The sequence below is a fragment of the Cloacibacillus sp. genome (assembly GCA_036655895.1).
In the GTDB taxonomy this organism is placed as follows: Bacteria; Synergistota; Synergistia; order Synergistales; family Synergistaceae; genus JAVVPF01.
Genome location: JAVVPF010000004.1, coordinates 17,055 through 31,324 on the forward strand (window position 1 = coordinate 17,055; position 14,270 = coordinate 31,324).

Genomic DNA, 14,270 nt, shown 5'->3' on the forward strand with positions numbered 1-14,270 from the left:
CTCCTCAGAACAGCATGTTTTTTACAAACAATTCCTGAAAACTTTTATGCGTGGCCAGTTCTATATGCGTCGCCATTTCGCTGATCTCGCAACAGCGTTTTAATCCTTGCGGGTAACATAGAAGTTTCATGGCGCCCAATCCGGAGCTGTTACCTATTGGATGAATTTTCTTATCCGATATCATTGGCAGCATCCCGACAGTTTGCGCATTGTGAATATTAATATAATTACCAAAGGCGCCAGCCATATATATTTTTTCAACTTCTTTTAGATCTTTTCCCGCCTCCTGCAGCATGATTTCTATCCCCGTAGCTATTGCGCTCTTGGCAAGCTGTATCTCACGAATATCCTTCTGAGTTATATAAATTGGATCCGTGGTATTTGTCAGCAGGAATCTCTTGTTCCTTCTATCCATCCTATGATATAAAGACCCTTGAGATAATGAAGCGAACTTACCATTTGTTTCGATTATTTTTTCATTTATCATCAAAGCGATAGCGTCAACAAGGCCAGAGCCACATATTCCCTTCGGGGGCCTGTTGCCTATTATAGTACAATCCACCTCTTCGTTGATAATTGCCACAGTATCTATTGCACCGGACGAAGCACGCATTCCCTGAGAGATCTTAGCCCCTTCAAGGGCCGGCCCTGCCGCCGCCGAGCAACACAATAAATAGGAGCTGTTGCCAAGCGCCATTTCATTATTGGTACCTATGTCTATCAACAAAGACAGCTTCTCGCTTTCCACCATGCCAGAATAGAAGATCCCAGACGTTATGTCACCGCCTACAAACCCGGATATGTTAGGAATAAAACTGACTTTAGCATTCGGGACGACGTTCAGTCCAACGCTAGACGCCTTTATCTCGTTGAGGCTGATAAAAGGTGGGCGAAATGGCGCTCTACCTATGCTTTGGGGGTCCACGGCGGCAAAGATATGCTCCATGGTTGTATTGCCAGAAACTATGATTTGAGACAGATTTACAGGTTGGGCGCCGTTCTTTTCCAGCAGATTCCTTATCATGTCATTAACAGTATGTATTAGTTTCTTATTAAGGACAACAAGGCCTTCTGGATTGTCAACTATGTAACTTATTCTTGATATTACATCATCGCCATACATTGTTTGAGGATTCACCGCGGAAGTTACCGCAAGAACAGCAGCGCGCACTGTATCTATGAGGTAGGCTACAAGTGTGGTAGTGCCAATATCAAGCGCAACGCCAAGATTAGCGTGGGAGAACGCTGCCTCCACAACCATCTCCGTTCCGCAGCCTAACCCGTGGAGTATCTGCATGGACTCATCCGCTCTATCAACCAACGCTACAGTCATCCCGGCTTCTGGTTTTATCTGACATGCAAGGCGAATATTATTTTTTCTCTCATCGGCTGTCAGAATCCTCATTTCAGTTTCGGTATAAGGTTGGGATGTACCACCTACAGCCATCCTGCATTTTCCGCAGATGCCTTTGCCGCCGCATGGGTGTGATATATCCACACCCGCCCTGCATGCGAGTGCATGAAGATCCTTTTCGCCGCAGAGCTCCACATTCATGTTTTGTTCGCAAAAACGGACGCTGCCTGAAGAGTTCTGCAATAGGCGTCAGCTCCTTCAATAATAGTTACTGTTCTGTAACAGTAAAATATATATGAGTGCATAAATGCACTTTGCGCGCACCACCGGCTATCCTTACATCTTCATCTTCCCGTTGATAGCTGATCAACGGGATCTTTGCCCCAGCGTTTTTCGCACGTTCTGTAAGCCACGGACAAACGTCGTTGATAACGCAAAGGACAGCCTCTTCGAGTACTTCAAAATCCCGTATCTCCATCGGTAAATGGGCTCGATACCCTCCGGCCTGCAGTGGCGCGATGAGTACCGCATATCGCAAATAGAATGTGCCGACAGCCGCTCCGACCGCGCCAGCCACTTCAGCGTCGGTAGGTAAAATCGACCGTCGAGCGAGCAGCTCCGCGCTTTTTTCTATAAATGCCCACGAAGGCGCTCCGACACCAATAAGATCAGCATTAAGTTTAAGCTGTATGGCCGAAGCTCCATTTAATGCGGGGGAAAGGGCATAGTCTATCAATCGCTCCCCATCCCCTCCTTTAGCGTAGTGGAACAATTCTTTTGAGAGACTCTTCATAAAAACGTTTTTTGCCGCAAGGCGGCTAACTTTTTCACATATTTCACGACAAATATCTTCGGTCGTGTCTCTAGTCTCCGCCATAAGGATGCGGGCTCCAAATTCGGAAGCCCGTCTATCCCATTTACTAATCTTCCCAAGTACAGCAAGGGCATCTGTGGGCGTAAAACCGGCGAATTGTATAAGCCCTCTCTGTTCCATCTCATCAAGCTGCACCATCGCCATATTGAAAAGACGTTCGTTTTCCAACAGTTTATTCACGGGCAGGGGACCATCTTGAAGCATTGAGAGTATGTTTTTTTCAAAAAACGTGACCGCCAAAGCCTCGCTTCCTTTAAAAACGATAAGAGGTTCCTGTTGTATTGAGCGGGTTGACAATTCTTCAAGATACTCGGAGATAACAGGATATTCCGAAGCGGCAGAACAAAGAGATCTTACGCGGCCAGGGCCTATAAGCAGTTCTTGTTTTTTTGAAAACCTTACCCTGCTGTCTCCTCCAAGGCCAAAGGTCAGTATATCAATTGATTTTACGAGAGTCCGGTGCCCTCCTACGGTGATGCCATCTGTCGAAAGCGCAGGCCTTCCATCTTTATTCAGATAGATGATATCTGTCGTAGTGCCGCCGATATCAACCACACAGGATCGGTTTTTGCGCTCTGCGGCACGCGATAGATAACAGGCTCCAAGAGCGCTGGCGGCAGGGCCGGAAAGCACCGTCTCTATTGGATGGACACGCGCCCAGTCCATACTAACGAGAGAGCCGTCTCCACGTACCACCATAATGGGAGCCACGACGCCATATTTGCCGCAAACTTTTGCGACGGAGTTGAGGAGGTCTATGATAATGGGTATCAAGCCAGCATTTAGCGCAACGGTAGTAGCTCTTTTCAGCGCATCCAAATCTGTCGCCAGTTCATGACCGCATGTAACGACAATATCAGGACGGAGGTCACAGACAAGTTCCCTGGCTCGTAATTCATGCGAGGGATTACGGACCGAAAAATAGGCGGAAATTGCCACCGTACTCACATTGTGCAGCTCATCTTTACATATCTTTACAAACGCCTCTTCATCAAAAGCGGCGTTTTCATTACCTTTAGCATCATGACCGCCTTTTACCTGATATACGAAGTCTGTGCCAAATTTTTTCTCAGTTTTATATTTCTCAACGATGTCGTCCGCATACCCTATTAAAATTAGGGCGCTAGAGCGGAGCTTGCCTTCTACTATCGCATTGGTTGCCAATGTAGTGGCGAGATTTACGGCTTGTACCTGTTCTGGGTGGATTTGCTGAAGAATCAGTCGTAATCCGTTTTCAATCGTCATTATTAAATCGTCATGCAGTGTGGGCGTCTTTACTTTAGCAACGACACCTGCCTCGGTATCTTCAAAAAAAACAAGGTCTGTAAAGGTTCCGCCTGCATCGATGCCTAATATGCCTTTTTTGCGCATTGCTTGAGAAACCAAAACACCACTTCCCTACATAAAATATTATTTTCATTATAGCACACCGAAGAAATAAATATTTCAAATGGCTTAAGGATATATTTAAAATATTATTATATCGGTTTGCTCGTTCCCTTTATAGTGGAGCCTATGATGGCAATAATAATCAACAGGCCGCCAATTATCTCATGCAAGGTTGGAAATGTGCCAACTATCGCGGCGCTGAGCAAAAAGACGACGACTATCTCAAATGCGGAGAGTATACTTACTAAAGTAGCCGGGATGCAATTAAATGAAGCATAGAATAGAGCGTATGCAAGCAAAGTGCTCATCACGGCTTGAAGCATGGTCACTGTTAAATAAAAAAAGGTTAAATTGCCGATATCATCCCAGCCTAAAAAAAACGACTTGCAGATGAACAACCCAAACCCACCGAATAAATTGCCATAAAATAAAATTTTGCACTGGTCAACATCTCCTTTTTTGGCCTTTTCCCTTGTTGTAATCACTAGCAGACTGATTCCGGAGACGGACAACAACCCCCAAAGGACGCCAGCAATCGATATTCCAGACCTATTTCCATAACTTTCGCAAGCTACTCCAATATAGACGCCCACAATTACTAATGTGCCAGCTATAAAATCAAGCAGGACCGGCTTTTCATGGGCCGCCCACAGGGAAATAACCATGGTAAACAATGGAAAGGTATAATGTAATATTATTGCTTCCGAAGTTGAAAGGTAAATCAATGACATCGCATACCCCCCTGTGTTGCACATAATTGAAAAGAAGGATACACTCCCATAAAATTTCATATCGTTCCTGAACACAGACACAAGGTCCTCTTTCTTGATGCAATAAAGCCATACTCCGAGAATGGACGCAACAAGTACATTCCTGATGATGAGGACCGAAATGACATGAATATCCGCCGCTACCATCAATTTAGCTATAGGGCTACCGCTTCCCCAGCATAGTGTGGCTAGAATCACAAAAACTACACCCTTAATATATGTCATAACGCTCCCCTGCAGCATCATTAATCAATATAATATTCATACAGCCTACCTGCAGTTTCAAAAGCAAGCTCAAACAAAAAAGCTGTAAAGATACGGATGAAAGCTCAACCGCCATCTTTACAGCCATCGTGAAAACGATTCGGTAGTTATTTTCTGTACGCGCCGTTATTCAGATAGTCAAGCAGCGCTTCTTTTGACATATTGTCTATGCCAAGATATTCGAGCGTGTAGCCCTCATTAAAGAAATTTTTCTTATGCATAGCGCCCGCAAGGATAATCATGGAATCAATAATAGGCGTAGGGACATCATAAGCCTTCCCAAGTTCATGGTAGATTTTGCAGCCAACTGGGACGTCCTCGGTTATATATCTGTGATGGATGCTGTTGGGGCCTGTGTTTGCCTCCGTCGTAGGTTCATCCAGCGGCAGCCACATGTTATCTTTGCCATTTTTGTCAAGCCCCATATACTCCTGCGCCAGAATACTGCGGCGGTTAAAGAACGACTCATACGAATACTTCGGGACGCCGACACCAATAGCTTCAGCAATGGCTATCTCTTCGTTGTAGAACTGATACTGAACTTCGCATATAGCAGGGCAGAGAGCATGCGCATACATAGAGTAGCCGCTTTTATCAAAGCTGCCGAATATTTTTCCCCAGTTCTCCATAGTTGAAACACCAAGGAGAGAGGCTGGAACATGAATGACGGGATTGATGTTGGCAAAGCCAATGTCAAGGACGGTATTGCCTTTTGAAGCGCCGTCTCCATACGTCACCGCATCAATACAGGGCAGAGATTTTGAGGCTTCTACAAAATCCTCCCAATCCGTCATCGGCAGCGTAGCGCCACGAAGCGTTATTGCACGGTATTTCACACCTACATGGGGAAGCATCATACCGCCGACCGTCTCTATGCGCGTTCCGTAGGGAGCGCTGGACCATGCGCCTACAATGACCTTTTTCTGACACCCGGCCTCCCTCATCATCTTGCGCAAGATGAGCGATGCAAAGTTATCTGTAAAAATGCTTATAACCTGTCCGTCTTCAAGATGAGGGATCAACTGACGGAAAAAGTGTTCATGCGCGAAAGCTGGGGCAGCTACAACAATATGTCCAGCGCCCTTTACAGCCTCCGCCATATCGCTTGTCAACATGTCAAATTTAGCATTTCCAGAACGATTGAAACCATAAAGGTTCCTCTGAATACCGTCGAGTTCTATTCCGGTCTTGTCAAGGTGCGCCAGAGTCTTTTCTGCAAATGGCGACATGTCAAAGAGGCGAACCTCCCTGCCGGCCAGTTTCATATCCGCAGCACAAGTTTTTCCAACAGCACCGCCACCCAGTACCGCGATTGGCATATCTTTAAGATAATCCATCTTACTCATTTCAAAAACCTCCATATTCAGTCAATTTATTTAGAAAGAGACAAAAGCTGCTTTGCAACAGTTACGGCTTCATTAGCATCTGACGAATAATTTGCACCGATCTTATCCGCAAACATCGGAGAAAGCGGAGCGCCGCCAACCATTACCGGCATATTATCTGTAAGCCCTTCCTCTTTTAGTGCGTCTATTACATCTTTCATGGTTGCCATAGTGGTGGTAAGCATTGCGGAGAGCCCCAATATTTCCGGCTTGATTTCTTTGACCTTCTCCACGATCTTAGCCGCAGGGACGTCTACACCGATGTTGATAACTTCAAAACCGGCCCCCTCCAACATCATACCGACAAGTTTTATGCCTATATCGTGCAGGTCACCCTCTACGGTAACCATCAGTATCTTCGCGGAAGCCTCTGCTCCAGAGGCTAAAAGAAGCGGCTTTATAAGCGCCACGCCAGCCTGCATCGCCTTTGCGGAAACCAAGACCTCAGGGACAAACATCTCCCCCTCTTTAAAAAGGACGCTGACCTCATCCATACCGGAAAGCAGACCCTTGTTTAATATTTCCTGCGCAGGGATCCCTTCGTCGATCGCTTTTTGCACATTAGTCGTTACCACACTTACAGAACCATCGACCAGCGCCTCTGCTATAGTCTCAAATAGTTGACTCATTTTTATTCTCCTTCTCTAAAATGTGATGTATTTGTTTTAATATTTGGTGCGTCAATCGATCAGTTTTCTCCACTTACTTTCATGCTCTTCAAGAATCTGCAGCATTGACGGGTCGATTTCTGGATTGACAGGAGCCTCTATCAGCTCCAGTGTTTTATCCTTTATCTTTTTACTAAATGCATCCGCCGCAATTTCGCCAGTGAGGCTTCTGTCAAATATTTTTGAATACCAGACTGATTTAAAATTCTCAAGAGTTGAATCTTCTTCAAGATAGTGTCCTCTCGGGCCGACCTTTTTAATCGTCTCAAAGAGGAACGCCTCGTCAGAACAATCTATCCCGCCTTGATAGACCCGCAACATATCCAATACTTCATTTGTATACACATATAATTCCGGGGATATCGCTGAGGCATGGTTCATAACACCAAAGTCATGAACGATATCGGCGCCGGTAAGCGCGGTAGAAAGAAGAGCCATCGTAACCTCTGAGGCGGCCTGCATATCAAGATTCTGAGAATCTGTGCATCCGGCTGTGCCAAAGAACGGTATATTGTAATAATCTGCCATCTCAGCTGAGGCGGCTATTCCAAAATGGAACTCCGGCGCGCCGTATGAACCCGTCGTTGTTTTCATGTCCAGAATCGTCGGCATACTGCCTGCAATAAACGCAGCGCCAGGATACGCCAACTGCTGGATCACAAGACCAGAAAGAATTTCCGCAAAATTTTGAGCAAGAGCAGCCGCGAGAAAAATCGGGGAGGTGCCGCCACGCATCGAATATGGCATGTAGACGCAAGGCACGCCGGCCTCAGAACACATCATCAGCTTTTTGAGACTGTCCCCGCTGTGATTAAAAGGAGGGACTGGTTCGCAATATCCAAAGATAAACGGCTTTTCTCTAAGTCCCTGGGCTCCGCCCTTTATATCCCTCGCCAAATCAATGATGTCTCTATACGTAGGGGCATAGTCCGGGCTGAAATACATGGGCTTCGTGGTATATTTCAGCGTATTGGAGAAATTCATACGACCGGCTATAGTGGGAGGGCAGTCTGATATCAGACCATTACTCGCAAGGTAATTTACATTTGGAAGCGCATCAGCCACCTTGGCTACGTGGGAGGAGGTCTCCATTGTATGACTGGTGATTTTGCTGGTCACAGGGTCTACATATGACAGGCTGCTGGTGGACCCGCCAAAGTATTTATTCACTTTATTAACATCCATAGCCAGCTCGCCGTTGACGGTATATAGTTTAAATCCTGATGGGACGCTTTTAAGCGCTTTGTCCACCATACAGCTCGGTATGGAAATATATCCTTTTCCAATTTCCGTTGCCCCGTTGTCAAGAAGTAAAGAACGAACAGTATCGTCTCCGATTATCATCCCCACTTCTTCCATGATCCGCCGTGCATACGAATCTATTTTCTGACATTTTTCATTGTTGAGAATGCGGAGCTTATATTCTGGTGAAATATAATGTTTCACACTCTCTCTTTTCATCTTCCTCATCTGTATCTCCTCCTGGTATTTTTCCCGCTAACTGATTAAATCAAGCCCGCTTAGTATCTCGGACGCTTTATCAAAGTGCTCCATTTCCATTACCTTTTCATAGAATTCCTGTGTTTTCTTTTCACCTAACACCGGAATGACGAATCGTTCGTATTTTTCTTTTATTGCGGCATCATCAAAGGGTTTGTAGTTATAATCCCCTTCCGGCTGCATCGCGTCACTTTCATAGATGCTGCCGTCAGCCATAGTTATCACAAGGCGTGTTTTAGTGGTTGTGGGGAACAGCGCTTGCAGCTCAGGGTCATGTTCGACCTTCATCTTTGACATCAAAGCGAGGATTTTTTCATTTTTAAATTCATTCAGGACCTGACGGGGGCCAACCTGACCATAAACGAGATAGGAGGCGATCGGGAAACCTATATTGTACTGCGCGTTCTCTGTATTGGAGGGTTCCGAATAGGGGAGCCTGATTGCCTCCATAAACGAACATATTTTGATTTCTGTAATATCGTCGGTATTTAGATGATATTTATCCATCAAATCTTTTGCCGCATAAGCGCCGGCATGCGTCCAACGACAGGCGCAGAATGGCTTAAAATAATTCTGTTCAGCACGATATTTATTTCCGAGAGTATCTATTTCTTCTTCGGCCTCTTTAAATGTAAAAAGAGGAGGGATTCCTGTGTGCCCGTTTTCCGCCATCAAAGCGGAGACGGTTCCCGACATGCTGCCCCACGCTATCGCATCTTTCAACATGTTGGGATAATCTACACCACGCATCATAGGAGAGTACGCGCCCCATCCTTCTGCGATCCCCAATCCCTGGAAGAAAGTCTCAATATCATATTTTTTAATATTGCAATGCGCGGCAACGATCCCCAACCCGCTCCATGAACCAGTAGAGTGATAATCGGGACGCAATTTATGGGCAAGCACCGACGCTCTTATTCCGATTTCGTAAGCGACAAGAAGAGCGTCCAAGAAACGTTCGCCTGAAAGCTGCATCTCTTCTGCCATTGCAAATACGGCCGGAAGAATCGACGCGCTGCAATGGCCTTTTGTGGGCCTGTTGCCGTCATCGCAATCCAAAGCGTTCGCAGACGCTCCGTTAGCAAACGAAGCCCCTATCATAGAAAGCTGCTGCTCCTGTCCAAGCACCGTACATTTTCCAATCGCGTACTGCTGATTTACTACGCCGCGCGTGATACGGCTAACAGGTGCTTCCGTACCGGCAATAATAGCGCCGAAAGTGTCAAGCACTATCCTTTTTAACATGATCTGCACACTCTTGGGAGCCTTGGAATAACGCTCATTCAAAACATATTCATATAGTTTTTCACTGTGTCCGTTGAGATATTCTTTCATTGATATAAATAGCACCCCTTAAAAAGCCCGCGGTGATAGCATGGCTTTTTAGTTATAAATATTGAATTTTTATAGATAAGGGAAGGCGCATACATATAGGTAAAACATCGTGGGGGGATAACTCTATAAATTTGGCGGTAGTTGCATTTGGATTGACAATTTGTCAATAAATATTTTATGCACTACCGCCGTATAGAAAATATTATTTCAATGAATCTTCCAACGCCTTGATTGTCCTCTGATAAAAATCTTTACCAAGTTCTTTTTCCATTTTAGGTAGAACATATTTCTTTATTTTTTCTTGGAAAGCTTTTTTTTCTACAGATGTAAGTTCAATAACTTTAACGCCATGTTTTTGTAATTTCTTTTCATAACTTCTCATTATCGGTTCTGCATCTAAAAATTTCTTAGCTTCTATCTTTCTAGCTTCCTCTGAGATTACCTTCTGATTTTTCTTCGATAATTTATCATAAGATTCCTGACTCACGCAAATAAACCATGGCTCGTAATTCGTATCAGCAGCAACCCAATATTTAACTATATCTCTACTATTCATATAGATTGTTTGAGCGCCCTGTGTTGCAATACCGTCTATAACTTTCGTCTGTAAAGCAGTAAAAACTTCACTTGATGGCAAGGGCGTTGTCATATATCCAAAACCTTCCCACATCCACGAAAACATCTTCTGCGACGGTACCCGAAGTTTCTGTTTATGTTTTGCATTAGGATTCTTTACATCTTTGGGTAATTGGACAAAAGCAGCCCCAGCCAAATATTGGGCATAGGATCCTAGAAGCTTAACACCCAACGGGTCACATAATTCTTGTAAAAGATTCATAAAAGGAGAACCTACATGATAAACTTTTTCAACTTCTTTATAGCTACCTGTATATCCTGGGAAATTATAAATCTCCAATCTTTTATCTAGGGTGGTATTCATCCAGGCGCACTGCATATCCACTGTGCCGAGCCCCATCCGCTCAAAGACCGCCTCTGCTGACCCCAGTTGCCCCGCAGGATATATTTCGACAATAACTTCTCCCTGTGTTTTTTCTTTAACATTTTTTGCAAATTCAAGCATATTAGCATGTATATCATCTGTAACGGGACGATTGTGAGCAAGTTTCCACTTCACACTAGCGGCATTGCTTGGCGAAACAACGACCATCATAAACATAAACACGGTTATCAACATAGCTAATTTCTTCAACATTGTTATTCCTCCTGAGTATAATTTATTTTCTTATATTAAATACTTACATCAGACCAAGAAGTTTAGGCAAAAAGAGAGATACTTCCGGGATATAAGTAGTCAAAATAAGGACCGGCACGTAGCCTATGACAAGAAAAATCATCACTGGCTTTAACACTTCCGTGAATTGAGCTTTTCCCACCCGAATACCCAAGAATAACGCACTGGCATACGGTGGGGTAACAACTCCCATTGCCAGATTAACTCCAACAATAGCTCCAAAATGAACCGGCGAAATCCCTAGATTCATAATGGCTGGCAATAAGAGCGGGACTGCTAAGAGCACACTGACTGCATCAGTAACAAGCATACCCAAGACAAGAAAGAGGATATTGATTAAGAATAGAATGACGTATACGTTACTCGAAAAGTTAAGTATCGCTGCTGATACTGCTTGTGGAACTCCTAGCAATGTGAGGGTTTGCCCTAAAATTAAGCACACCATTATCATCAACATTATTGATGCCACTGCCATTCCAGAATCCATAGCGGATTCAATAAAGTTCGATTTTTTGAGCCCTTTATAGACGAAAAATCCAACAATAAGCGCATATATAACCGAGACAGCGGCAGCCTCCGTTGTAGTCATGACGCCACCATAGATTCCACCAAGGATTATCACTGGAAACATCAAGGCAGGGATTGCTTTAACTGTTCTTTTCTTTACTTCACTCCTTCGCGCTTCGCCGCTCAATTTTGCCTCTAATGTCAGGTCGAATTTCTTTACCATAATGATATTCATTATAGAAAAATTGATAGCCACTACTACGCCCGGTATAAACGTAGCAACAAAACACGCCAAAATTGAGGTTTCAGAAATCCAGCCATATAAAATCATCGTTATACTAGGCGGAATCAGAAGACCTAAAATAGAGCTTATCGTGACCAATCCTGTTGCATATCCTCGCGGATAACCTTCTTCTTCCATTCGTGGGATCATAATAGGACCAACTGCAGCAATTCCAGTAAGAGCACTACCGGATATAGCTCCTAATACCGCGCATGTTACAATAGAAACAACTCCCAAACCACCTCTAATACGCCCAACCCCAAGGTTTACAAAATCCAGCAAACTTTTTGCTATTCCACTCTCACCCATTATTTTTCCGGCAAAGATAAACAGGGGGATTGATAACATCACGGGATTGGTAATTTCGTACAATCCCTGCATAATCAGCCCTTTCATATTTATACCACCAACATATTGCATGACCATTAATGCCGCACCAAAACACAGAGGCAATGGACCCCCTAAAGATAGATACAGAACTAAAACCAAAAATGCTATGTAGACAACGGTCATAACGTCCATAACTAAATTTCTCCTTTTAATTCGGGTGTTTGCCTGGCCATTTTATAGTAACGTATCAACTCAAAAAACATATAGACCGTCATTAGTGCAAAGCATATAAAAGGCATACATTCAACAATTGTTAGTCGAAACCCCAGAACCATACTTGTTTTTTTCATTCTAAGAGAGTATTTTAAAAGGTCATATGCCCAATATGTTAACCACGAAGAAATTATCACTCCTCCTAGAGCACTCAGAGATCTAATAATTGCAATGTGGGAGAGTTTGTTTGTATATATTTCCAGTAAACGGGCATTCATATGAGATTCTTTCCTGGTTGCCTGAATCGACCCTAAGAAGTAGAGCCACAAGCTAGGAACTAGAATAAGTTCTTCCACGCTTTGCATTGGCATGTGTAAACAATAGCGCAATATTACCTGTAGTGTCATTAAAATAGCAATCAATGTTATTAGGGTTGGTAATATAATCTTCATTATGTTTTCTATTACATTATCTACCTTTTGCAAAAAAGCACACATTACAATTCCCTCCTAATATATCTTTTGGCTAAGGTACTACATACACAAAAACACACCCATATCCCTTCTTATTTTTGGTTTATTTATTTTTTATACTATACAATATGATATGAAATATTTCAAGTCTTTATTGTTATGTTTTAATTTTTTTATTTCTATATGGCGAACGCTACCTTCTGTGGTATACGAAGTTTTGGCACTGAAGTTATATATTTGAGAGTTTCTTGTCCAATTCTTTTATCAATTCTTCCTCTGTCGGTACGATATTATCAAATACGAGTTCGTTGTTGATCAACATCGACGGTAAATTTTTCACGCCTATTGCCCCTACCCTTTTGATCCCGCCAAGACTCTTTATCAGAGTTTCTCGATAGCTTAGCTTATCTCCATACCTATCCTTTACTCTGAACAGTGACTCCATCATATACTGACATGGCGCGCACCCCTCGGAATCCAGCGTTACAACCTCCACGAATAATTTACCCGGTTCTATGATGACATCTTCAAAACCTTCCGCGGCTGCGTCGCATCCAGCAAGAGCTTCATCAAGAGAAAGAAAACCGCTGATTTTGGACGGCTCTTCTCCAAGCACGGCATATTTACCAACTGCCTCAAGGTTATATTCAGGGGTATCAAACGGCAGATCGCATCCAGGAGAAAGAATAAAACCTTTTTTTCCGCCTTCTTCCAGACATTTTTTCGCGTCGTCAACGCATTCGACAGGACTTCCAAAAAGGAGCGTCGTGGTGAGGTGCATATTTCCCTCTATGGCGACATTGTATTTTTCGGAAAGCAATCTAGAGTTAGCAACGCTCACCTGTTCGTCAAAGGCTATACCGTTAGGCTCGCACTGCATCATCAGTTCAATATTTTTTGTGGCATCTCCGCAGCAGAAAAGGGTCACGAGCCCTCCGCGGGATTTAACTTCCTTGATTGACGGCGCAACCGTTGACATTACATATTTCTTAAAGTGTCTTGGGGAAATTTGGCTTGTCATAGGATCTACAAGCGCTACAACGTCAGCCCCAGCCTCAACATACCATGCAGACATTTTTCTAGCCGCCTCTGCACAGAAAGTAAGAATTCTATTAGCATGGTCCGGATCTTCTATCATATCAGTCAAAAATTTAGCCCCGGCCAAATGAAGCGCAAGAGTGAACGGTCCGCAGATCAGACCAAAGATGGCCACATTCTCACCAATTTCTTTCTTCAACATAGAGGTAGCTCGAAGAGCTTCCTCTATGCGCCCCATTTCCTTAGTCAGTTCAGGCAGTTCTTCCAATTTCTTTGTTTCTAAAATATGGGTAGCAACCGCGGGAGGGTTGTTTTTGGACCATTTTAAAGAACAACCAAGGGCCTCAGCCTCTATCTGGAGATCAAAAACAGAACAAACGCCGTCTGCAAAATATTTTTCGGCAGCAAGTTTTACTCCATCTACAATATTTCGCGGGGATTTCAAATAACTTTCCGCATCTATTCCTAATAACTTCGCACAATGGACGCCCGTGAATGGAACCCACGGTATCCTACCTACCTCTTCACACTTAAGCGCTTTGATAACCAGTTCTTTACGCATTGGCATGATATTAATGCCACTCCCCTTCGTTATTTTATTTCCTTCTTTTGATGAGCTGTAATTTTTCATGTAT

At 43.8% G+C, this 14,270-nt stretch carries 11 protein-coding genes; all 11 read right to left on the reverse strand.

Annotated features, from left to right (window positions below; translation table 11 throughout):
• Positions 1-4 precede the first annotated feature (4 nt).
• The 11 genes from RRY12_02350 to RRY12_02400 all read right to left on the reverse strand — a co-directional run bounded on the left by RRY12_02350 (position 5) and on the right by RRY12_02400 (position 14,266).
• Positions 5-1,597 carry an ASKHA domain-containing protein gene (locus RRY12_02350; protein MEG2183493.1) on the reverse strand — a complete coding sequence of 531 codons (1,593 nt, stop codon included), beginning with the start codon at positions 1,595-1,597 and terminating at the stop codon, positions 5-7.
• Positions 1,598-1,622: 25 nt separating this feature from the next.
• Entirely contained in the window at positions 1,623-3,614 is a 1,992-nt protein-coding gene (locus tag RRY12_02355; GenBank protein MEG2183494.1) for a hydantoinase/oxoprolinase family protein, read from the reverse strand.
• 92 nt (positions 3,615-3,706) lie between these two features.
• Positions 3,707-4,612: a DMT family transporter gene (locus tag RRY12_02360; protein ID MEG2183495.1), complete on the reverse strand. Its 906-nt coding sequence runs from the start codon at positions 4,610-4,612 to the stop codon at positions 3,707-3,709.
• 146 nt (positions 4,613-4,758) lie between these two features.
• Positions 4,759-5,997 (reverse strand): NAD/NADP octopine/nopaline dehydrogenase family protein, encoded by a 1,239-nt coding sequence (locus RRY12_02365; GenBank protein ID MEG2183496.1) that lies wholly within the window; start codon positions 5,995-5,997, stop codon positions 4,759-4,761.
• A 26-nt stretch (positions 5,998-6,023) separates the two neighbouring features.
• Complete coding sequence (locus tag RRY12_02370) at positions 6,024-6,665, reverse strand: corrinoid protein (protein MEG2183497.1); 642 nt, start codon at positions 6,663-6,665, stop codon at positions 6,024-6,026.
• Positions 6,666-6,716: 51 nt separating this feature from the next.
• The gene (locus RRY12_02375) at positions 6,717-8,174 is read right to left on the reverse strand and encodes a trimethylamine methyltransferase family protein (GenBank protein ID MEG2183498.1); all 1,458 of its coding nucleotides are present in this window, start codon (positions 8,172-8,174) and stop codon (positions 6,717-6,719) included.
• A 27-nt stretch (positions 8,175-8,201) separates the two neighbouring features.
• Positions 8,202-9,539 (reverse strand): MmgE/PrpD family protein, encoded by a 1,338-nt coding sequence (locus RRY12_02380; GenBank protein ID MEG2183499.1) that lies wholly within the window; start codon positions 9,537-9,539, stop codon positions 8,202-8,204.
• A gap of 202 nt (positions 9,540-9,741) precedes the next feature.
• Positions 9,742-10,752: a TRAP transporter substrate-binding protein DctP gene (dctP, locus tag RRY12_02385; protein MEG2183500.1), complete on the reverse strand. Its 1,011-nt coding sequence runs from the start codon at positions 10,750-10,752 to the stop codon at positions 9,742-9,744.
• Positions 10,753-10,795: 43 nt separating this feature from the next.
• Complete coding sequence (locus RRY12_02390) at positions 10,796-12,103, reverse strand: TRAP transporter large permease (GenBank protein MEG2183501.1); 1,308 nt, start codon at positions 12,101-12,103, stop codon at positions 10,796-10,798.
• Positions 12,104-12,105: 2 nt separating this feature from the next.
• Entirely contained in the window at positions 12,106-12,621 is a 516-nt protein-coding gene (locus RRY12_02395) for a TRAP transporter small permease subunit (protein ID MEG2183502.1), read from the reverse strand.
• Positions 12,622-12,826: 205 nt separating this feature from the next.
• On the reverse strand, positions 12,827-14,266 hold the full coding sequence (locus RRY12_02400) for a uroporphyrinogen decarboxylase family protein (GenBank protein ID MEG2183503.1): 1,440 nt from the start codon (positions 14,264-14,266) through the stop codon (positions 12,827-12,829).
• Between the last annotated feature and the right edge of the window lie 4 nt (positions 14,267-14,270).

Coding starts and splice junctions, on each gene's coding strand:
- RRY12_02360 (MEG2183495.1), bottom strand. CDS start 4,612: ATGACATATATTAAGGGTGTAGTTTTTGTGATTCTAGCCACACTATGC.
- RRY12_02375 (MEG2183498.1), bottom strand. CDS start 8,174: ATGAGGAAGATGAAAAGAGAGAGTGTGAAACATTATATTTCACCAGAA.
- RRY12_02390 (MEG2183501.1), bottom strand. CDS start 12,103: ATGGACGTTATGACCGTTGTCTACATAGCATTTTTGGTTTTAGTTCTG.
- RRY12_02380 (MEG2183499.1), bottom strand. CDS start 9,539: ATGAAAGAATATCTCAACGGACACAGTGAAAAACTATATGAATATGTT.
- RRY12_02365 (MEG2183496.1), bottom strand. CDS start 5,997: ATGAGTAAGATGGATTATCTTAAAGATATGCCAATCGCGGTACTGGGT.
- dctP (MEG2183500.1), bottom strand. CDS start 10,752: ATGTTGAAGAAATTAGCTATGTTGATAACCGTGTTTATGTTTATGATG.
- RRY12_02395 (MEG2183502.1), bottom strand. CDS start 12,621: ATGTGTGCTTTTTTGCAAAAGGTAGATAATGTAATAGAAAACATAATG.
- RRY12_02400 (MEG2183503.1), bottom strand. CDS start 14,266: ATGAAAAATTACAGCTCATCAAAAGAAGGAAATAAAATAACGAAGGGG.
- RRY12_02370 (MEG2183497.1), bottom strand. CDS start 6,665: ATGAGTCAACTATTTGAGACTATAGCAGAGGCGCTGGTCGATGGTTCT.